16 protein-coding genes are annotated in these 19,917 nt (G+C 69.4%); 5 read left to right on the plus strand and 11 right to left on the minus strand.

The window, feature by feature from the left end:
• Positions 1-13: 13 nt before the first annotated feature.
• The gene (locus tag BO221_RS08045; protein WP_073559806.1) at positions 14-1,039 is read left to right on the plus strand and encodes an Rpn family recombination-promoting nuclease/putative transposase; all 1,026 of its coding nucleotides are present in this window, start codon (positions 14-16) and stop codon (positions 1,037-1,039) included.
• 1 nt (position 1,040) lies between these two features.
• Here the strand turns inward: BO221_RS08045 and BO221_RS08050 are convergent, their stop codons facing one another.
• Entirely contained in the window at positions 1,041-2,228 is a 1,188-nt protein-coding gene (locus BO221_RS08050; protein ID WP_073559807.1) for a winged helix-turn-helix domain-containing protein, read from the minus strand.
• 11 nt (positions 2,229-2,239) lie between these two features.
• A complete protein-coding gene (locus BO221_RS08055; protein ID WP_073559808.1) occupies positions 2,240-3,133 on the minus strand; it encodes a LysR family transcriptional regulator in 894 nt (297 codons plus the stop codon).
• Positions 3,134-3,203: 70 nt separating this feature from the next.
• On the opposite strand from BO221_RS08055, the gene BO221_RS08060 reads away from it, so the two are divergent.
• The gene (locus tag BO221_RS08060; RefSeq protein WP_073559809.1) at positions 3,204-4,571 is read left to right on the plus strand and encodes an MFS transporter; all 1,368 of its coding nucleotides are present in this window, start codon (positions 3,204-3,206) and stop codon (positions 4,569-4,571) included.
• Between the two features lie 100 nt (positions 4,572-4,671).
• Positions 4,672-5,649, plus strand: coding sequence for a hypothetical protein (locus BO221_RS08065; protein ID WP_073559810.1), 978 nt, complete (start codon positions 4,672-4,674; stop codon positions 5,647-5,649).
• Between the two features lie 19 nt (positions 5,650-5,668).
• On the opposite strand, the gene BO221_RS08070 is transcribed toward BO221_RS08065, so the two are convergent.
• The 6 genes from BO221_RS08070 to BO221_RS08095 form a co-directional block, all read right to left on the minus strand.
• Positions 5,669-5,983: a hypothetical protein gene (locus BO221_RS08070; protein ID WP_073559811.1), complete on the minus strand. Its 315-nt coding sequence runs from the start codon at positions 5,981-5,983 to the stop codon at positions 5,669-5,671.
• Positions 5,980-6,279 (minus strand): hypothetical protein, encoded by a 300-nt coding sequence (locus BO221_RS08075; protein ID WP_083680849.1) that lies wholly within the window; start codon positions 6,277-6,279, stop codon positions 5,980-5,982. The genes BO221_RS08070 and BO221_RS08075 overlap by 4 nt, the downstream gene beginning before the upstream one ends.
• 322 nt (positions 6,280-6,601) lie before the next feature.
• The gene (locus BO221_RS08080) at positions 6,602-10,666 is read right to left on the minus strand and encodes a DUF6531 domain-containing protein (RefSeq protein WP_255408442.1); all 4,065 of its coding nucleotides are present in this window, start codon (positions 10,664-10,666) and stop codon (positions 6,602-6,604) included.
• Complete coding sequence (locus tag BO221_RS08085) at positions 10,663-11,973, minus strand: hypothetical protein (protein WP_073559812.1); 1,311 nt, start codon at positions 11,971-11,973, stop codon at positions 10,663-10,665. The genes BO221_RS08080 and BO221_RS08085 overlap by 4 nt, the downstream gene beginning before the upstream one ends.
• 237 nt (positions 11,974-12,210) lie before the next feature.
• Positions 12,211-13,467, minus strand: a complete 1,257-nt coding sequence (locus BO221_RS08090; RefSeq protein ID WP_073559813.1) for a hypothetical protein — start codon at positions 13,465-13,467, stop codon at positions 12,211-12,213.
• 179 nt (positions 13,468-13,646) lie between these two features.
• On the minus strand, positions 13,647-14,549 hold the full coding sequence (locus BO221_RS08095) for a metallophosphoesterase (protein WP_073559814.1): 903 nt from the start codon (positions 14,547-14,549) through the stop codon (positions 13,647-13,649).
• A gap of 66 nt (positions 14,550-14,615) precedes the next feature.
• Between BO221_RS08095 and BO221_RS08100 the strand changes: the two genes are divergently transcribed.
• Entirely contained in the window at positions 14,616-15,377 is a 762-nt protein-coding gene (locus BO221_RS08100; protein ID WP_073559815.1) for a hypothetical protein, read from the plus strand.
• A gap of 102 nt (positions 15,378-15,479) precedes the next feature.
• Here the strand turns inward: BO221_RS08100 and BO221_RS08105 are convergent, their stop codons facing one another.
• On the minus strand, positions 15,480-15,851 hold the full coding sequence (locus tag BO221_RS08105; protein ID WP_073559816.1) for a hypothetical protein: 372 nt from the start codon (positions 15,849-15,851) through the stop codon (positions 15,480-15,482).
• Positions 15,852-16,046: 195 nt separating this feature from the next.
• Positions 16,047-17,216, minus strand: coding sequence for a hypothetical protein (locus tag BO221_RS08110; RefSeq protein ID WP_073559817.1), 1,170 nt, complete (start codon positions 17,214-17,216; stop codon positions 16,047-16,049).
• A gap of 129 nt (positions 17,217-17,345) precedes the next feature.
• On the opposite strand from BO221_RS08110, the gene BO221_RS08115 reads away from it, so the two are divergent.
• Positions 17,346-18,929, plus strand: a complete 1,584-nt coding sequence (locus BO221_RS08115) for a CapA family protein (RefSeq protein WP_073559818.1) — start codon at positions 17,346-17,348, stop codon at positions 18,927-18,929.
• A gap of 176 nt (positions 18,930-19,105) precedes the next feature.
• Here BO221_RS08115 and BO221_RS08120 read toward each other — a convergent pair whose 3' ends face one another.
• On the minus strand, positions 19,106-19,822 hold the full coding sequence (locus BO221_RS08120; RefSeq protein ID WP_073559819.1) for a hypothetical protein: 717 nt from the start codon (positions 19,820-19,822) through the stop codon (positions 19,106-19,108).
• Positions 19,823-19,917: the final 95 nt, after the last annotated feature.

Raw genomic sequence — 19,917 nt, forward strand, 5'->3', positions numbered from 1 at the left:
AGCGCGGCTGGCCATGTCTGGACCGCATGATCTCCTCGCCCGTTACATTTTCGGCCACCCCGAGCGGGCCGCCGCGGAACTGCGCGCCGTGTTGCCCGCGCACGTCGTCTCGGAGGTGGACTGGACGTCCCTGCGGCGGGAGCCAGGCAGCGTGGTGGACCCTGAGCTGCGCGAGACCGAGAGCGATCTGCTCTTCACGGCACGCCTGCGCACGGGACAGCCCCTGCTGCTGTACGTGTTGCTGGAGCACCAGTCCTCGGTGGATTCGTGGATGGCGCTGAGAATGCTGCGCTACGTGGTGCGGCAGGTGGAGCGCTGGAGACAGGAACACCCGGAGAGCGAGCGGTTGCCGGTCCTCATCCCGCTCGTCATGTACCACGGGCCGGACGGAGCCTGGACGGCGCCACGCCGGGTGGAGGAGCTCTTCGAGCTGCCGGGGGAAGAGTGGAGAGCGCTGGTACCTTGCTTCGAGTACCTGCTCGATGACCTGACGGCCGAGCGGGAAGAGGCGCTGCGAGCGCGCTCGGGTCCGCCGCTGGCCCGACTGGCGTGGCTGGTGTTGCGCTATGGACGCACCCAGGAATTGGCCCGGAAGCTGCCGGATTGGGTGGCGCTCTTCGCGCAGGTGGAGGCAGACGCCGAGGGTGCCGAGCACCTGGTGGTGATTATTCGTTATCTGGTGTGGGTGGGGGATGAGGCCGTCCACACAGCGGCGAGACGGGTGTTAAATTCGGTGCTGGATGAGCAGCGAGCGGAGGAGCTGATGGGCAGCTGGGCCGAGGAGATGATCGAGCGGGGAGTCCAGAAGGGTCTGGCCAGGGGCCGGCAGGAGGGTCGTGAGGCGGGACGTGAGGAGGGACTGATCCGGGCGCGTGCCGAGTACATCCTGCGGACGCTCACCGCGCGTGGCGTGCACGTGGACGAGGCGGCCCGCCAGCGCATCCTCACCTGCACGGACATGGCCACTCTCGACCGTTGGTTCGACCGGGCCCTGAACGCCACCGCCCTCTCCGACGTCTTGGAGGACCTGGCCCAGTAGCTCAGCCCACCCGGGACCGGGGCCGGCGCACCTTCACCGCGCCGCAGGCCCGCGCATGACGTGACAGGGCCTCGTCGAGTGCCGCGTCGTCCAGCTTCACGCCCTTTTCCCTCCACAACTTCTCCACACGCAGCACGCCCTCCTGCACGCGCGCCTCCAGCCTTCCCACCAGCTGGCCACGGTGCAACAGCGGGCACACGTACCAGCCCCAGCGGCGCTGTTCCTCGGGCTTGTACACCTCCCACACGTACTCGAAGCCGAAGAGCTGGTTCACCAGACCCCGGTCCCACAGCAGGGGATCCAGGGGGCCCAGTATCCGCATCCGCTCGTCCGGCGCCGTCACGGGCCGCGACCGGAAGCCCGCGGGAGCCAGGTAGCGCCGGGGTGAGCCGGGCAGTGCCACCTCTTCCAACAGGCCCTCGCGCACCATGACGTCCGGCAGCGGCGAGGTGCGCACCGGAGACAGGGTGGACCAGTGCGGACCACTCGCGCGCGAGAGCAGGCCCGCCGCCTCCACGCGCTCGGGGAGGGCCCATCGCGCGAAGCTCTCGTCGCTGGTGTGGCCGGCGGAGGCTCGCGCCACCTCGGGGAGGGCCCGGTGCGGCACGTCATAGCGTTTGCCCCCGGGGCCACGGCCGCATACGACGATCTCACAGCGCGTCCACAGCACCTCGAGCGCCATGGACGAGGCCTTGCCCGTGCCCTTCCACCCGCTCCAGTCGAGCGGCTGCACCGCGCCGTGGTCGGTCAGCTCCGCGGCGGTGAGGGGGCCACGGGCCTCGAGCTCCTCGAGCACGGCGCCCAGCACCTTCCCGGGCAGGCGCTTCAGCCGTGTGGCGAGGCCCCACCAGGGGGTCTCCAGCGAGCGCTCACGGTAGTGGGGAAAGGCGCTGGCGGGCAGGATGCAGCGCTCCTTGGCCCAGTGCTCGAAGGCGTGGCCGGGGTAGAGGTGGCGGTACACGTCTCCCTTGGAAATGCCGTCCACGCGCGCGAGCGCCACGAGGTCCGCGTTGGTGCCGATGACGTCGAGCGGATCCAACTGGATGTGGCGCAGCTGGCGCAGCAGCGCGCGCACGCCCTCGGCGCCCTGGGGCCAGGAGGACGTGGCGAGTCCGTGGTGGCTGACGAGCCAGGCTCGTGCCTCATCGGCGGGGAGTGTCACGGCGGGAGGAAGGGTCGTCCTGGGCATGGTGTCTGGGATTACGGTCCGGACCGGCGCAGCGAGTCCACGATGAAGGTCTTCAACGCCCGCGCCGCCGCCGTGAGGTACTCCTCGCCCCGGTGCACCAGCGCCACCTGCCGCCTCGGGCCTCCCTTCTCCACCTCCACCACGTCGAAGCCTCGCGACGCATGGTCTCGCGCCATCAGCGCCGGTAACAACGCCACCCCCAGGCCCCGCTCCACCATCCGCCTCAGCCCCTCGGCGTTGTCCATCTCCACCGCCACCCTCGGCTTCAGCCCGCGCGCCTCGCACGCCGCCTCCAGCGCGTGCGTGCCCGACATGCCCGGAATCACCACCAGCGGCTCCTCCACCACCTCCGCCAGCGCCACCGGCCTCTTCAGCTTCGTCAGCCGATGTCCCCTCGGCACCGCCAGCACCAACTCCTCCTCCCACAGCTTCTGCGCCACCAGGTCCACCCGTCTCATCGGCAGGTTCACGATGCACAGGTCCAGCTCGCCCCGAGCCACCCGCGCCTCCAGCTCCTCGTGCGTCCCCTCACTCAGCCTCGGCAGCACCTCCGGGTAGCGGCCCTTGAAGGTCCTCACCAGCTCCGGCAGCAGGTACGTCCCCACCGAATGCAGCGTCCCCAACGCCACCGTCCCCCTCGGTGTCGTCGTCAGCGCTCCCAGCTCCGCCGTCCCCGCCGCCAGGGCCTCCAGCGCCCTCCTCGCGTACGGCAGGAAGCGCTCCCCCGCGTCCGTCAGCACCGCCCCTCCCGGTGTCCTCACCAGCAGCCGCACCCCCAGCTCCGTCTCCAGCGCCTGCAGCTGTCTCGACAGCCCCGGCTGTGACACCCCGAGCTGCTTCGCCGCCACCGTGAGCCGGCCCTCCCGCGCCACTTGCACGAAGGCCCTGAGCTGTTCCGTATTCATGCGCTCTCCGCATCCACTCTATGCGCCAGATGCGGTTTCCGCATGCTCCCCGGAGGAGTACTCCTTCCCCATGGACGCCTCCTCCGGGCTTCAGCCCGCCGCCCTCCCCGGCACCGCCCGGCGCATGGCCACCACCGCCGTGCTGCTCGGCCTCGTCGTCTCCGCCTTCGAGGCCACCGTCGTCACCAGCGCCATGCCCACCCTCACCCAGGAGCTCGGCGGCCAGCACCTCTACTCCTGGGTCTTCTCCTCCTACCTCTTCGCCTCCACCCTCGGCATCCTCCTCTTCGGCAAGCTCGCCGATCACCTCGGCCGCAAGCCCGTCTTCTCCGCCGGCATGGGCCTCTTCCTCCTCGGCTCGGCCCTCTGCGGTTTCGCTCAATCCGTCCCCGCCCTCATCGCCTTCCGGGTGGTGCAGGGGCTCGGCGCCGGTGCGCTCCAGCCCACCACCATGACCATCAGCGCCGACCTCTACACCCTGCGCGAGCGCGCCGCCGTCCAGGGCCTCTTCACCGGGGCCTGGGGCGCCGCCACCGTCGTCGGGCCCCTCATCGGCGGCTGGCTCGTCATGCACGCCTCGTGGCGCTGGGCCTTCCTCGTCAACATCCCTGTCGGCCTGATCGCGCTCGCCCTGCTCCACGCCTCCTACCGGGACCCCGCCCGCTCCTCCTCCCGCGTCGATGTCTGGGGGCCCGCCCTCACCGGCGTCTCCCTCGGACTGCTCCTCTTCGCCCTCGAGCGCGGTGGCTCCTCCACCCTCCGCCTGTCCCTGGCCCTCGCCGCCTGCGTGGGAATCGCCACCGTCGTGCGCCAGCAGCGCTCCTCTCCCTCCCCGCTCGTTCCCCTCGCGCTCCTGCGCGATCGCACCGTCCTCTGTGGCGTGCTCGGCGGGGTGCTCGGCGGCGCCCTGCTCTACACCACCACCGCCCTCGTCCCCCTGTGGATGACCGGGCGCGAGGGCCATACCCCCCTCCTGGCCGGGCTCGCCCTGGTGCCGCTGCTCGGCGGATGGGCTTGTGGCTCCACCTTCGGCGTCCGTGTCTTCCTGCGCGGCGGCCTCCGGGCGAGCGCCGGGGGTGGTTTCGCCCTCTGTCTGGGGGGTGCCTGCCTGCTCGCCCTCGCCGTCTCCTGGGACTGGGGCACCCCCGCCGCCTTCGTCAGCCTCGGGCTGATGGGACTGGGCCTCGGGCCCGCGGCCTCCACCTCCCTGCTCGGACCCCAGACGCGCGTCCCCTGGCAGCAACGCGGCATGGTCACCAGCGCCGTCTATGCCACCCGCATGCTCGGCGGCTCCTTCACCCTCGCCGCCCTGGAGCTCGTTCCCCCCGGCTTCCCCGTACGCTTCGCCGTCATCGCTTCCCTCGCTGGCGCCGCCGCCCTGTCGCTCGCCCTCTTCGCCCCCGGCCGCGTCATCACCGAGGCCGACGCCGCCTCCTGAGCCCGGCTCCCGCTCGCCTCCCCTCCGGGCTCCCGGGCGGCGCTTTCCGGACGACGGGATTCTTCGCTCCCGGGCCCCAGACGCGCCATGATGCGCCCCCATGGGAAGCACGAGGTATTTTTCGAAGCGGCTTGGGGCCCCCCTGGCACTCCTGCTCGGAGCGCTGGTCACGGGCCCGGCCGCGCGCGCCCAGGACGCGAGCCCTCCGGAGCCCGCTCTGGAGCCCGGCACCGCGTCCACCGCGAGCCCGGCCGAGGCCGCCCCCGTGCCCGCTTCCTCCCTGACTCCTCCCGTTTCAGCCGTCGAGCCGGAAGTCACCCACTGTGGCGACACGCAGGTGGGCGTCGGCGAGGGCATGCTCCGGCCGCTCGGGCAGGGCTTCTACGCGGATGGCCGCCGGGTGCGCCGGGGCTGCACACTGCTGTTGCAGCGCCCGTTGAAGAACCGTCCGCCGGTGCCCTTCGCGCCGGACTCCTTCCGTCCCATCGGCTGCGGCTACTTCCGCTACGCCACCAGCATCTACTGGGGCCGGCCGCTGAGCGCGGAGGACCAGGTGGACGAGGCCAACGGCCAGCGCGCCGACGTGCTCACGCGCGTGGATCTGGCGGACGCGGAGACCTTCGAGGTGGACGCGGATTGCCGGCCGCGGGACGCGCGCTTCTTCTACCTCAACCACACCGAGCGCCCGGAACTGCCCGCCTTCGTCGCGGTACCGCGCGGGGATGGGCAGGGGTACGAGGAACTCGGCTGCGGCTTCGTGCGCTACGAGGGCCGCATCTTCTTCGGCGCCCGGCTCGTGGAGGGGGTGCATGCGCCGTCCTTCACGCCGGTGCTGGGCCGTCTGCCGTACATCGAGTGCGGCGCGGGCATGTATGGGAAGGACCGGGCGAAGGTGTGGTGGCAGCACCAGTTGCTGCGCGGCGCGAAGGCCAGGACGTTCCGCGTGCCCAAGGAGGAGAACCCCGAGTTCCGCGTGGCCTGCAATGGCAAGCGCTCGTTCCAGCTCGCCTCCGTGGACAAGAAGCCCAATCCGCTGTGCCGCCCCAAGAAGGCCGTGAAGAAGCGCGGCGGCAGGTAGACGGCGGTTTCACGCGGGGTCAGGACCCGGGCGGGCGGAAGCTGACGGCTCCATCGCTCGGGTAGACCTGGAGGTCGTGTATCCGCAACGGCTCCTGGTCATCCGTGTGGAAGGAGATGCCCAGCGCGTTCAGGCGGGCGTCCGCGTCATCCAACAGGGACAGCACCTGTCCGTTCACCAGCTCTTCATAGTCGCGGAAGAGCTCGAGGATTCGCGATGGAGTCCGCGAGAGATCTATGCTGCCGGAGTACAGGCCCGAGTGCTCCGACACCTCGACGGTGCCGGCGAGCTCACCCTCTGCGGTGCGGAGCTGTCCTCTGAGTCTTGTGGTCATTGCTCTTTCCGTCCGAAGACGAGCCGTCCCGGAAGCGCGAGTTCGTGGATGGGCCGAGCGTCCACGATGACCTTCACGTCGAGCTCGATGCCCTGGGTTTGAAGCGCTTGGAACTCGAAGGCGATGTCATCCACCTCCTCGCGATCGTTCGGATCATCTCGCTCGAGAACGAAACGAAGGCAAACGGCGTTGTGAGAAGTCAGCGCCAGGGTGACCCTGCGGAAGTTGGGCGTAATGGCGCCAATCATCGCCTGGAGGAGATTGAGCACCTGCGAGTTCTCCTCGGTGATATTCATGTGTGCCCGAGTTCAGTTGCTTGTTTATTGTGTCTACTCAAGCAGACGAAAGCTGACTGTTCCTTCGCTCGGATAGATCTGGAGGTCGCGTATTCGCAACGGCTCCTGATCGCGCGCATTGAAGGAAACAGCCATCGCAGCATCTGCCCGCTCACGATTTCCTCGTAGCCCTGGAATAAAACGATGATTTGCGCTGGGGTCATCGAGAGAGCGATGCTGCCGGAGTACAGGCCCGAATGATTCGACACCTCGACAGTGCCGACAACATCACCCCGTGCAATGCGGAGGAGCCCTCGAAATCCTGGGGTCGAAGCCATAGGTCTCAGAGCTTCACATCGTTGAAGGCCTGTGATAGCCGGCCAAGATTACTATCGCTGAATCCGGCAACGCCATCTGGGTGAATCAGTCGGCCATGATTCGGGAAGTTCTTGGTTGGATCTGGGATGACGTCGAAGCCCGCAGCCCGTATCTGTTCAAGAGTCGATTGCCCAACAACTTGTGCCTGTTTGTGCAGATTCGTGGCCTTGGGGAAGGCTTCAATCATTTGACGAGAGGCTCCGGCCGCATCCGTATCCAGCAACACCGAAATGCCAGGTGGGTTCAGCTCCTTTTCCTTCGGTTTGAGACGGAGATTCTCAATCCCACTCCCACCGATACGGTTGACGGTGCCAGCATTACACGACTTGCTTAGCCCCAGGGGGTCAGTGGCGGAGAGGGGATCCTCCGGGTAGCCATAGAGACTGGGCCCGGCGGCCAGCCCCAGCGGATCCTGGCTGATGTAACGCCCGGCGTACGCGTCGTAGTAGCGAAAGCGATTGTAGAGGAGGCCCGTCTCTTCGTCCTCGTATTGTCCCGGCCAGCGCCAGGGGCACTGCTTCAGGGCCACGTCGGACCTGCCCACGCCGAAGGCGTCCAGTTGCATCCGCCAAGCGAGCTGCCCCAACTCGTCGTACATCTCGGTGGGGGCGCCCAGGTGGTCCGTCACCACGGCGTAGCGCCCAGTGGCGTCTTCCCTGGCCAGCGGGGCGAAACGCTCCGGCTCGAACAGCCAGGTGGTGACGTCTTCGGAGGAGGTCACCTCGTGCAGTGGGAGGTGCCCGTCCCATACGAAGCGCACCTCGCGCGCGGGGGCCGCCCGGCCATCCGCCTCCTTGTCCTGCACCACCTTCCGCGTGCGTCGGGCCAGCGCGTCATACTCCAGGTGCACGCGCAGGCCATCCGGCCGCTGTACCTCGGAGAGGAGGCCCGCCCCATTCCAGCCATAGCGCCAGGTGCCCTCGGGCGTGTGCTTCTCCGTCAGGTTGCCATCGGCGTCATGGGTGTAGCGGGTGCCGTCCGCTTCCTGCAGGCGTCCGCCCGGGCCGTAGCGCCTGTCCTTCAGTCCGGGGTGACGGTAGAGGTTTCCCACCGCGTCCATGGCTCGGTGTTGGAGGCTGCCAGTGGGCTTCCGCTCTCCCACCAGCCGTCCCCAGGCGTCATGTAGGTACTCAGTGTGGCCGTGCGCCGCGTCCGACATGGCCGCCAGCTGCCCCTCGGCACGCCAGCGCCAGGTGCGTTGGGCCACCGTCCCACCACCCACCAGGGTGCGCCGCTCCATGGGGAGGCCAGCCTCGTCATGCTTCCAGGTGGCCACCACCCCGCCCGGCATCCACCGCGACACCTCCAGCCCGCCCGCGTCCCGCTCCATGCGGACCGCCCACTCCGGCCTGCCAGGGGAGGTGTACGTCACCCCCTTCACCGTCCCCAGCCCGTCCCTCAACAGCTTCTGGTGCGCGCCCAGGCTGCTCTCGACCTCCACGCGGTGGCCGGATGGCGAGTAGCGCGATGTCACCTCTCCGTCCGCTTGCTTCTCAGCCACTACCCGTCCCAAGGCGTCCCTCGTCAGGGCCACCATGCCCGACTCGTTCTCCGCCTCCATCAGGGCCCCGTCCGCCCGATAGCGGAAGGCGTGGAAGGTTCCGTCGCCGTACTCCACCCGTGACAGCCGCCCGGCTTCGTCGTAGGAGAGCCGCCGTGTCCGACCGCTGGGTTGGGTAACCTGCGACAGCCGCCCGGCCGCGTCGTACTGGTAGTGCCACGCGGCCCCGTCGAAGCCCTCCTCGCGCACCAGTCGTCCCAGCTCGTCCCGCGTGAATCGGTACAGCTCGCCCGCTTCGTTTTTCACCTCCACCAGCCGACCCTCAGCGTCATGGCGCCAGCTCAGGCGGGTGCCAGCCTCCTCACGGAAGGCGGGCCAGTGGAAGCCCGTGTAGCCCAGGCTCACTTGGCGCAGTGGCCCCTTTATTTCGAGAAGGTTGTCCTCCGCGTCGTAGCGGCGCTCCCACACCTCTCGTCCGGGTCCCTCCACCCGTACTGGCCTGTCCAGCAGATCGTATTGCACCCGCTGCCCGCCACCGCGCGCGTCTCGCAGGGAGATCGTCCGGCCCCGCCGGTCGTACTCCAGTCGCACCTGTCCCCCCGTGGGAAGGCGGACGCGGATGAGGTTGCACTGCGCGTCGTAGCTGTACTCCGTTCGCTCGCCGCCCGCGCCCTCCTCCGCCACCCGCAGGCCGCCCGCGTACTCGTAGCGCCGTGTTTCCTGCAACGGGTTAGTCTCTTCCAGCAGCTGGCCGCGCACGTCATAGCTCCAGCGCCATGTGCCGCCGTTGGCGTCGGTGACCTCCTCGGGCTGGTTGTGGGCGTTGTAACATGCCGCCATCGAGGCCCCGTCCGACCCCACCACCTTCGTGCGGTTGCCGCGTGCGTCGTACTCGTAGAGGGTGGTGTTGCCCAGCGCGTCCGTCTCCGACACCAGCCGCAGCGCCTCGTCGTACTCCTTGCGCTTCTCCCCTCCCAGCGCGTCCACCTCCCTCACCACCACGCCTCGCCCATCCGACTCGTACGTGGTGGTGTGCCCCAGCGAGTCCGTCACCTCGGTGACGCGTGCCTGCCTGTCGTAACGCAGCCGGTGGTCGAAGATGCCGCCGTCCCCCCACGTGCGCACGCACCAGGCATCCGGGCCCTGCCCGTCGTACTCGAAGTGGAAGGAGAGGCCCGTCCTGTCCGTCTCCCTCACCAGCAGCCCGCCCTCGTAGGCGTAGCGCAGGGCTTGCCCCAGTGCGTCCCGCACCTCCAGCAGGTGCCCCGCCTCCGAGTACACGTAGTGGTTGTGCGTTATCTGCCCCGGCTCTCTCGGGTGCGGCAGCGCCACCCGCAGGAGGTGTCCCGACGCGTCGCACTCGAAGAGCACCCGCCGGCCCGCGCTGTCCCTCACCCACCTCAGGTGGCCCCGTCCGTCGTACTCGTACTCCACCGCGTGCCCCGCCCGGTTGCGCGTGCGCACCACCCGGCACAGCCCCACCCGCGCCTCTCCGGGCACTCCCCGCAGCTCGTGCGTGAGGCCCTCCGCCGACTCCACCTCCCAGCGCTGCTCCCCCACCCGCCGCAGCGTCAGCCGGTCCATGGGCGCGTACAGCTCCGCCCCCACCTCCAGCCGCTGCCGGGGAAGTCCCGTGGTGTCGAATTCAATCTCCCGCCCATCCTCCGCCCGGTACACCACCCGCCCCGCTTCCTCCCAGACGGCGAGATCCAACGAGTGGTTCCACCCGTACCCCATCCCCGTGTCCCGCCACCCCAGGCTGGAGGAGTAGTGGCGCGTGAAGCGCAGCGGAATGGGCCCCGGCAGCTCCCAGTCCGTCACCTCCGTCACCACCCGCCCCGTCACCACGTCCACCGGGTGGCCCGTCAGCGTGCAGATGGCCTTGTGCACCCTGTCTCGGGCGCGAGGGCCCAGCCCCGCCTTGTCCATCACCCGCGCCGCCTTGCGGTGGATGCGGTGGGACAGGGCCTTCATCTTCCGGCTGCCCTTCTGCAACTTGCGCAGCTTCTTCAGCCCCTTCAGCAGGCCCGCCATCGCCACCTTCCCCATCAGCCCCGACATGGAGATGGTGGGCGGCCCTCCCACGATGACGGGCGGCCCCGCGGGAATGGACAGCGCGATGGAGGTGGGCAGTTGCAGTGTCTTCGCGCTCGGCCCCTTCTTGCGCGGCGGCGAGGGCATGCCGATGTCCTGGCAGCTGAGCACCGGCAGCAGCATGTAGGTGAAGGGCTCGTCCTCCACCACCACGGTGGAGCTGCCCATGAACGTCTCGTTCTCGTTGCCCGGTGGCTTCGCGAAGACGCCTCCAATCGGGAAGTGCGGAGGCAGCGTACGCCCGCCCGTGCCCGCCTGCGCTCGAGGCAGTCCGTTCACCACCACCGTCGCCCCGATGATGGGCAGGTAGTCGAACGGGTCGAACACGATGCCGATATGCGGATGGGGAATGGGCACCACCGGCCCGGGCGGGGTGATGATGAAGTGGATGTCCACGCCCAACACCGGGTCCAGGTGCTTCACCGCTGGCATCATCGCGGCTGCCCTCCCGCGGCCGGAGTCTCCGGCCGCCAATCACTTCCCAGTATCGACTCCACCTCCGACTCCATGGCCCGCGCCGCCTGCGCGCCCTGCCGCTCGTGGCTCAGCCGCACCAGCGCTTCCGCCATGTAGGGCAGCGTCGAGGTCTCCCGCGTCCCCGCGTCCATGGCCCGGCCCACCTCCCACGCGCGTTGGCCGTGCTCCCACGCCCGTTCCACCTCCTTCGTCAGCTCGCGGCACCAGCTCGCCATCCGCCAGCACTCCAGCTCCATGCGCGCGTCCTTCAGCTCTCGCGCCAGGGGCACCGTGTCCTCGTACAGCGCCGCCGCCTGGGCGTACTCCTGGGCCGTCACCCACGCGGCTCCCTGCGCCATGCGCGAGCTCAGCCGGAGCTGCGCGCCCTGGGGCTGTCCCTTCGCCGCGGACTCTCCGGCCGCTGCCTCCGCCTGCTGGTACTGCTCGAGTGCCTCCCGGGGCCGCCCCGCCCCCAGCAGTGCTCCGCCCACCGCGAAGTGCGCCGCCACCACCAGCTCGTACAGCCCCTGGCCGGCCGCCACGGCCACCGCCTGGGCCCCCAACGTCCGCGCCCTCTCCACGTCCCTCTTCGCCGCCGCGTTGCCCAGACGCACGAAGAGCTCCCGGAACTGTCCTCCGGGGCTGTCCAGGTTGCCGGCCTCCTGTGACAGCTCCTCCAGCGCCCGTCCCATCTCCAGCTTCGCCGGTATCGTCACCACCTTGCCGGGCCGTGTCTCCGCCAACGGCTCCAACACCAGCGTCCTCACGTCGTCCAGCACCACCAGGCGCACGTGCGCGGACCGCGCCTTCTCCACCGCGCTCCCCAGCCACTTCAGCCAGGCGCTCGCATCCGTCCCTTGCGCCGGCAGCAGCACCACCACCAGGTGCTCGCACAGGCTCTCGTAGTGGCCGCGCAGCGAGTCGCATGCCGCCAGGAAGGCCTCCACGTCCGTCCCCCCCTCCCTCACCGGCGGGCACTTCCAGCCCGACAGCCCCTCCTCCTCCAGCCCGGCGCGGCTCTCCTCCTCCATCCGCACCAGGGCCTCGCGCAGCGCGTACCCGTACCGCTCCGGCTCGTCGAAGGGCTCGTCCAGGCGCAGGAAGAGGTCCGGGCTCTCCCCCATCCGCTCATCGCCCTCCTTCTCCAGGAAGGCCTCCAGCATCCGCACCTCGTCCGGCTCCACCAACCAGCGCAGCAGGCGCGCCTCGGGCAGTTGGGCGAACTCCATCCACTGGTCGTGTAGCAGGTCCAGCCGCCGCTCCACCGCGTTCTTCCGCACCGTCATCGGGTTCCTCCCAGCGCGGAGCTCCTCGTCTCCTTCCCCCCCGCCGCTGGTGGCCCACGTCCGTCGGTGGGTGGCGCCTGTTGGAGAGAACCTCAGCCGAAGCGAACGCGCTGAACAGTTCCCAGGCTAGACGAACGCTTTCATGCCCCTCAACACTCCATTCCGCTTCCAATCACCCCATGCCTTTCCGCTCGAGGTGGATGGATTCGAAGCCCCGGAGCGGCTCATGAATCCGTTTCATCCCGCCGTTGGATCTGCCAGTGGATCCGGCATCACCCACAGTGCCGTGGGCTCTCCGTAACCCTTCTCGAAGGAATCGAGGATCGGCGGCCAGCGCTCCCAGAACGTCCCCCAGCTGTATTCCGTCGGCTGTGACGTCATGGGATTGCCGTCCCGGTCCTCATGGGCATACGCGTAATCCGCCAGCGTCCACTTCACCGTGCCGAACTGCACCACGAGCATCGGCGTCATCATCCTCATCACCTCCGGGCGTGACACCTCGTCCGCGTGCGCTTCCGCCGGCGTGAAGGCTCCCTGCACCGCGTCGTGCTGCTCCCTCCAGGCCAGGTAGTTGTTGGCCACCGCGATGAGCGCCTCGCGTTCCGTGGGGTCCTCCGTGAGTCTCGCCCGCTCGTACAGCGCGAACGCCGCCACCACCAGGCTCCTCCCCTCCATCCCCGGGAAGAGCGCGTCGAAGGCATACGGTCTCGGAGTGTCCTGTGCGTGGGTCCGCGCGTAGTCGTAGGCGAGCCGCGCCTCCTCGGGCCTCGCGCCGGCCAGCGGAAACTCCGACAGCACGCGCTCGGGGCTCACCACTCCGGCGGACTGGCGCCACGCCAGGTACGCGTTCGCCGCGCCGCCGATGTCCGCGAAGATGGCCACGTTGCCTCCATGCAGCGTGCGCTCCAGCGTGAGCACCACCGCCTCCGCCTTGTCGAGCGGCGACCACCCCGGTGCGCCCCAGTACAGCGCGGCCAGGCGCGACGCGGTGGTGGTGAGCGTGCGTGGATCCGCCAGCGCCTCGCCGTTCATCCCCGTGGTGAGCGCGCCGAGCGCCGAGGCCACGTCCGTGGGCAGGCCCCGCACCACCAGCTCCAGCGAGAGCTGCTCCACTGTCAGGCGCAACGTGCCCGTGAGGCCCACCCGCTCGAGTGCCTCCAGTACGGACAGAGAGGGCCGTCCCCGGGCCGCGTCGAGGATGCGCCTCGCGAGCGCCGTGGTGAGCATGCCCTTGCCCGCGGCCTGTGAGGCGTGTGGTGCGAAGGCGAACCAGTTGGGGCGCAGGCCGCTCGTGCCCCCGGGCTGGAACTCCGGGTCGAGCAGTGCCTGGAAGGCATTCGCGAGCTGGATGTAGCCCTCGGTGATGCGGCGGTTGTCCTCCAGCGGGGTGGCGCCTTCCGCGGCGCGCGCCGGTGGGGCGGACAGCAGGGCACTCAGCAGCAGCACGGTGAGCGGGCGCACCCGGTGTGGAGTGCGAGCGGAGGTTTCCAGCATGAGGGCTCCCGGTGTGGGGTCGGAGGGGGGAGCCCAAGGTATTCATTTTGTGTCAGGCTCCAACCCCACCAGGGCACGGGGGGATTCGAGGAGCCAACCCGATGGCTCCGGCACCCTCACCCCGTCCCTCTCCCGGGGGGAGAGGGGAAATGGTGTCCACCGCCACTTGTGGCGTGCGCTCAGTGGCAGGTGTCTCGCCCCTGGTCCAGCACGCCGCCTCCCACTGGGAGGAATTCCCACGTGTACGCGCCGTCCTCCAGCGTCAGCTTCATCAACCCGAACGTGCGCGCCTGGCGCACCTCGCTGTTCGGCAGCGTCGCGCCGAAGGCGTAGGCCGTCATTCCTCCCGTCCCCACCACGAACTGTCTCAGGCCCCGCTCCGGGTCCGCCTGTCCCTCGGGCGTCTGCGGAGCGAAGCGCTCGTAGAAATGGTCGTGCCCCGCCACCACCACGTCCGCCCCCGCTTCGTACAGCGCCTCCCACAGCGGCTTCACCCACGCGTTGTCCCGCCCCAGCCCCGAGCTGAACAGCGGCCGGTGCATGTACGCCAGCGTGCACCGCGCCGGGTGGGCCGCCAGATCCTCACGCAGCCACCGCTCCTGCTCCGCTCGCGCCCTCTCCGGCAGCTCCGTGTTGAGCGCCACCACGTGCCAGTCCCCCAGCTCGTAGCTGTAGTAGCCCCTGCCCGGCTCGCCCGCCGCCTCACCGAAGTACTCGAAGTACGGGCCCGCTCGCGCCGAGTGGTACTCGTGGTTGCCCGGCACCGGTCTCGTCCGCTGCTTGTGCCTCCCCCATGACGGCGCGTAGCACCGCTGGAAGTCCTCCGCCGTCCCGTCCGGATAGGCGTTGTCTCCCAGCGTGAAGACCGTCCCCTCGATTCCGTCCAGCATCGCCGCCGTCGCCTCGTCCTGGTCCGACTTGCAACTCGCGATGTCCCCCGCTCCCACCAGCACCTGGGGCTGGCTGGCCCGCGTTTCCCCTCCCGGTGCCGTTCCGGCCGCCGAGCCCGGTGTCTGGCACGCGCCGAGGCTCAACAACAGGGCCGCGCTTCCCGCGCGGCGCAGCAGATGTGTCAGGCTCATGGGGATCCACTCCGGAGTCGTTCTCGCAATCCAATGAGAAGCCATGTCCGTAGTCTGGGAGGAATCGTGCGCTCGGGTCTCCAGGGGCTGCTGCCCATGTCCGTTCTGATGGGCGTGATGACCGCGGGATGTTGGGTGCTCGACCCCGGCATCGAGGTGGATCCCGGCTACTACCCCTCCGAGGACGATCCTCCGCCCGGCGCCTGTGTCTCCCGGCTGGTGCCCTCCGGCTCCGTCCAGACGGGCCCCGTTTCCATCGACTACACCGGGGGCCAGGTGGCCGTGCGCTCCGTGCACAAGGTGGACGTGGATGCCATCGAGGACCGGTGCATCAGCCGGCTCGAGCTCACCGTGTCGCTGGCCCAGGGCGCCTGTCCCCTGAAGCTCGTCTTCGGCGCGGGCAACGGCTCCTTCGGCGGCCTCACCGAGGTGCTGCTCACGGCGGACTCGGCGTGCCCGGGCTTCCTGGACGCCGTGGAGGGGGTGTACAGCTCCCCCGCGGGCTTCGCTCCCTGGAGCTACCTCGGACCCCAGGAGGTTCCCGAGCGCCAGGCCTCCTCCGTGTGTCTGGAGCCGGTGCGGATGGGTTTTCCGGACCGCGTCATCCGTCTCTATCGCTCGAGCCCCTCTCCCGCGGAACTGGCGGTGAACCTGAAGGGCCTGGAGTTGAATGGACGGCTGCTGAGTACGGGCGAGGCGAATGGGAGGTGTTTCGACCCTTCGGCCTGCGGGCCCGGCCGGCACGACGGGGGTGATGGCTGGTGCGTCGGGTCGGGCTCGTGCTCCCCGGGCTACCACCTGTCTCCCACCGGGGACTGTACGCCCTGACACAGGGGCCCCTGCCGGCCTTCCGGTCACGCGTTGTATGAACTTGTCCAACTGTTGGACAAGTTCGTGAAGACCGCACCCGGCAGAGGCTCTCCGGCTTCCTCAGTCCGGCAGCGTGAGTGTCACTGTCTGGGTTTGCACGTGGCACTCGTCCTCGCCCACCGTGACCGATTGTCTCGCGGTGCGCTGGCCGTCCGCGCTCGTGGCCGTGACGACGTAATTGCCCGGCTGCTCGTAGCCTGTCACCCACGTGTCGCAGTTGCCCTGCGTCTGCTCGCCGCCATTGCACAGCGCCAGCTGCTCGGCGCTTCCATTCAGCGAGAAGGTAACGCGGGCGTCCCGTACCGGGTTGCCTCGTGGATCCACCACGTTCACCTGCACCGAGGCGCGCGCCTCGAGGGTACAGAAATCCCCGCCGGGAAGACCGCAGGCGGACAGGACGACGGACAGGGTGAGGACCGCGGCGATTCGCATGAGCTCTCCTCTCGGGGGAAGACCCTCACCCTAACCCTCTCCCAGGGCTGATCATTAGCCACATCTGGCCTGCCCCTCATTTCTCCCTCGGAGAATCCCCTTGGAAGGAGCAAGCAACCAAGCATCTTCCAGAGGGGCGCTCCGAGGGGGAACTGGAGATGTGACTAATGATCAGCTCCCAGGGGGAGAGGGGATCTACGCGAGGCCCAGTCTTCCCAGCGTTACCTCGCGCACCTTTTGAATCCTGAAACGGTAGAGGAACGCGTCCGCGAAATAGTGCGCCAGCACGATCGCGTTCGTCACCGTCACCCCCAGCGTCCACAGCGGCTCCTGCCTCAGCAGGAAGTTCGTCGCAGACCCTCCCGTGCTCGCGTCCACCAGCAGCACGAAGGGACTCTGCGCCACCCCCACCACGATGAGCGGCAGCATCACCCCCACCATCGCCATCCACACCGCTCCCCCTCGCAGCCTCGACTCCGCCTCCCTCGCCGTGGGCTCCAGCATCCGCCCCGTGAGGAAGAAGTACTCCAACCCGTGGATGCCCGCGCTCAGGATGACTCCCCACGCCGGCCACGCCAGGTACACCGCCACCACCGCCGCGTGCCCCAGCACGTACAGCCGCCTCGGGCCGCTCGGCCCCGCCTGCCCTCGCAGCGCCGCCACCAGCAGGCCCAGGAACACCCCCCACACCGCCAGCAGCACCCACGTGGTCCCGTACGGCAGCATCCCGCCCTCCGCCTGGCCCACGTTCACCAGCGGGAAGTCCCCCGCCCGGCTCGTCATCGGCACCGCCAGCGTGCGCACCATCATCAACACCAGCGCCAGTGGCACGAACACCCGCTGCAGCCGCCGCTCGGCCTCCGACAACGAGGGCACTCCCGCCACTCGCGCCTTCAGCCCGTGCAGCGCCCATAGGCCCTTCACCTGCGACAGCGTGTGGTGCGCCGCCAACAGGTGGATGCCCGCCGCCACCATCAGGTTGAGCTGCGGCGCGTGCTGGCTCGCGTACCAGAGCAGCGCGAAGCACACCGCGAACACCCCCGCCGAGCCCCCCACCAGCAGCCTCGCCTGCGTGGGCGTGGTGTGCAGCAGCTCGCGCCGTACCCCCACCAGCAGGAAGGTGAGGATGACGTGCGTGCCATTGAAGAGCACGTACTGCGACGCCCACCGGCCCAGGGCCCGCGAGTACCCGTCCACGCCCTCGCCCGTGGTGCCCGCCAGCCACGCCGAGAAGAACGTCAGCAGTGCTGGCATCAGCAGCAGACTCACGTCCACCCGCGGGGAGAAAAGCCACAGGCCGTCGAAGCGGACGGCGCTGGCGGACGGAGCCGCCGGGGGAGCGAGTGCGGGCGCGGATTGGGACATACCGCGCCCATTATAGGACGCTTGCCGCCTCTTCCCCGAGCCCGCCCGGCTGCTTTGCCGTCGAGCGCTGGACGTCCCTGAACGCATTTCTCGGGATGCGGCCCCGGCGCCTTTAAGATGCGCCCCCTCATGCGCTCCCGCTCTCTTCTGCTCTCCGTGCTCGCGCTCTCCGCCCTCGGTGGCTGCGCGACCGCTCGCGGCCCCTCCACCGCCGAGCCCGAGTCCGTCTCCCACTCCCAGCCCGCCGACGAGGGTTCCGCCGGCAGTGCCCCTTCTTCCGCTCCGGCGGCTGCTGCTCCGGCGGCTGCTCCGGCTCCGGCGGCTGCTCCCGCTCCGGCGGCGGCTGCTGCCCCCGCTGCTCCGGCCGAAGACCCTCACCCCAACCCTCTCCCAGAGGGAGAGGGGGCTTCCGCGGACTCGCTCTATGCCCGCGGCGTCGAGGCTCTCAAGGCCAAGGATGCCCCCGCCGCCATCGCCGCCTTCTCCGCCTGCACCCGCGCCGCCCCCTCCCGCATCGACTGCCACTGGGAACTCGGCTGGGCCTACTCCGTCCTCAATCGCTGGCCCGACGCCCTCACCGAGTGGACCTCCGTCCAGAAGCTCGACCCCAACTACCCCGACCTCGAGGACGCCCTCACCCAGGCTCGCGGCCAGTCCTCCCTCCAGCAGAAGCTCGCCCAGGCTGACTCGAAGTCCGCTCCCCGCGCCGCTCCTCCCAAGGACGCCCGCGTCCGCATCCGCGCCGTCGGCGACGTGATGCTCGGCACCGACTTCCCCGCGGGCCTCCTCCCTCCCGATGACGGCGCCTCCAGTCTCTCCTCCGTCTACCCCCTCCTGCGCGACGCGGACCTCACCTTCATCAACCTCGAGGGCCCCCTCTGCGACAACGGCGAGACCAAGAAGTGCCGCCGCGGTGGCAACTGCTACGCCTTCCGCACCCCCACCCGCTACGGCAAGTTCCTCGTCGAGGCCGGTGTCGACCTCGCCTCCACCGCCAACAACCACTCCGGTGACTTCGGCGAGCTCTGCCGCCGCGAGACCGAGGCCACCCTCGACTCCCTCGGCATCCCCTGGAGCGGCCCCGCCGGCTCCATCGCCACCCTCGAGCGCAATGGCCTGCGCATCGGCATGGTCGCCTTCCACACCTCCGCCTCCTGCAACCACCTCAACAACACCGCCACCGCCACCGCCCTCGTGCGCCAGGCCCGGCAGACTCACGACCTCGTCCTCGTCTCCTTCCACGGCGGCGCCGAGGGCTCCAAGGCCCTCAACATCCCCAAGGGCCGCGAAATCTTCTACGGCGAGGACCGGGGTGACCTGCGTCTCTTCACCCACGCCGTCATCGACGCCGGCGCCGACCTCGTCCTCGGCCACGGGCCCCACGTCGTCCGCGCCATGGAGTTCTACAAGGACCGCCTCATCGTCTACTCCATGGGCAACTTCGCCACCTACGGCTCCTTCAACCTCAAGGGCCCCCAGGGCCTCGGCATGGTCGTCGACGTCGAGCTCGACTCCCAGGGCCGCTTCCGCTCCGGCCGCATCCTCCCCACCAGGCAGGAGGGACGGGGGATTCCGGTTCCTGATTCGGCGGGCGAGGTCATTCCCCTCGTGCGCCGCTTGACCAACGAGGACTTCCCCGAGACTGGCGCCGTCATTGGAGCGGATGGCTCCATCTCCTCGCGCAAGGGCCCCATCGCCACCGGCGCGCAGTAGCGGCTCACAGTGGGGGTCCGCCGGGTAGGAGCACCGGGACGGGCACCCTCACCCCGTCCCTCTCCCGAGGGGAGAGGGGATATTGTGGGCCAGGCTGTGTTCCTGTTGGGCCTTCCGCTGTTTGTTCTTCCGAGCGTCCGGGGTTTTTTCCCGGGCGCTCTCGTCTTTTCCGGGGTTCAGCGCGGCAGCACGCAGATGGCCATCACGTCGTGTATCTCGATGCCCGGGTCCCTGTCCTCCTCCCCCTCTTTCACGGGCTCGGTGAAGAAGGCACCCTGGTTGTTCGCCTCGTTGTACTCGTTGCGGAAGACGGCCAGGCCCGAGTGCACGAACAGCGCCTGGATGGGCTTGCGCGGCTCCGTCACTGGCTGGAACTCCTCGCTCCTCCACTCGTGCAGCGTGCGCTGGCGGCAGGGCGTCGTGCACCGCTTGCCCTGACACAGCTCCTTCCGGCTCCACGTCACCGTGCCCGCCCCCGCGTTCCTCGCCACCGCGTCCTTCTTCGTGAAGCCGTACTCGCGCAGCAGCCCGGCGAGGCTCTCCGGAGGTGACTTCCAATCCAGTGGCGCCTTGAACTCAGCGTCCGCCCGCTTCAGCTCCGCCCAGGCCCGTGTGTCCTCCTCGGCGGACCCGGGCGAGGGCGGCTCCGCCACCGTCCGGTGCGGCACCTCCTTCCAGCCCCCGCCCGCATCCACCACCAGCCAGCCGAACTCGACCGTCATGAAGCGGTGCGCCCCCTCCCGGTTGACGGTGTAACGGGTGCGGAAGAGCACCGACCCCTTCCTCGCCGCCAGCGGAGTGAGCTTCACCTCCAGCGACGAGGGCCCCGTGGCTCCCGCCGTCCCCGCCACCATCAGGCTCAACAGCAGCATCAGCTTCATCGTTCGTGTCATGGCGCGTCAGCCTGACGCGTCACTCCTTCCAGGGCCACCTCCCTCCGGCCTCGTGGATTTCATTCCTTGTTTGTGTTCATACGAATTCGTCGCCA

The organism is Archangium sp. Cb G35, assembly GCF_001896145.1.
Lineage (GTDB): Bacteria > Myxococcota > Myxococcia > Myxococcales > Myxococcaceae > Archangium > Archangium violaceum.

Coding starts and splice junctions, on each gene's coding strand:
- BO221_RS08045 (WP_073559806.1), top strand. CDS start 14: ATGTCTGGACCGCATGATCTCCTCGCCCGTTACATTTTCGGCCACCCC.
- BO221_RS08050 (WP_073559807.1), bottom strand. CDS start 2,228: ATGCCCAGGACGACCCTTCCTCCCGCCGTGACACTCCCCGCCGATGAG.
- BO221_RS08055 (WP_073559808.1), bottom strand. CDS start 3,133: ATGAATACGGAACAGCTCAGGGCCTTCGTGCAAGTGGCGCGGGAGGGC.
- BO221_RS08060 (WP_073559809.1), top strand. CDS start 3,204: ATGGACGCCTCCTCCGGGCTTCAGCCCGCCGCCCTCCCCGGCACCGCC.
- BO221_RS08065 (WP_073559810.1), top strand. CDS start 4,672: ATGGGAAGCACGAGGTATTTTTCGAAGCGGCTTGGGGCCCCCCTGGCA.
- BO221_RS08070 (WP_073559811.1), bottom strand. CDS start 5,983: ATGACCACAAGACTCAGAGGACAGCTCCGCACCGCAGAGGGTGAGCTC.
- BO221_RS08075 (WP_083680849.1), bottom strand. CDS start 6,279: ATGAATATCACCGAGGAGAACTCGCAGGTGCTCAATCTCCTCCAGGCG.
- BO221_RS08080 (WP_255408442.1), bottom strand. CDS start 10,666: ATGATGCCAGCGGTGAAGCACCTGGACCCGGTGTTGGGCGTGGACATC.
- BO221_RS08085 (WP_073559812.1), bottom strand. CDS start 11,973: ATGACGGTGCGGAAGAACGCGGTGGAGCGGCGGCTGGACCTGCTACAC.
- BO221_RS08090 (WP_073559813.1), bottom strand. CDS start 13,467: ATGCTGGAAACCTCCGCTCGCACTCCACACCGGGTGCGCCCGCTCACC.
- BO221_RS08095 (WP_073559814.1), bottom strand. CDS start 14,549: ATGAGCCTGACACATCTGCTGCGCCGCGCGGGAAGCGCGGCCCTGTTG.
- BO221_RS08105 (WP_073559816.1), bottom strand. CDS start 15,851: ATGCGAATCGCCGCGGTCCTCACCCTGTCCGTCGTCCTGTCCGCCTGC.
- BO221_RS08110 (WP_073559817.1), bottom strand. CDS start 17,216: ATGTCCCAATCCGCGCCCGCACTCGCTCCCCCGGCGGCTCCGTCCGCC.
- BO221_RS08115 (WP_073559818.1), top strand. CDS start 17,346: ATGCGCTCCCGCTCTCTTCTGCTCTCCGTGCTCGCGCTCTCCGCCCTC.
- BO221_RS08120 (WP_073559819.1), bottom strand. CDS start 19,822: ATGACACGAACGATGAAGCTGATGCTGCTGTTGAGCCTGATGGTGGCG.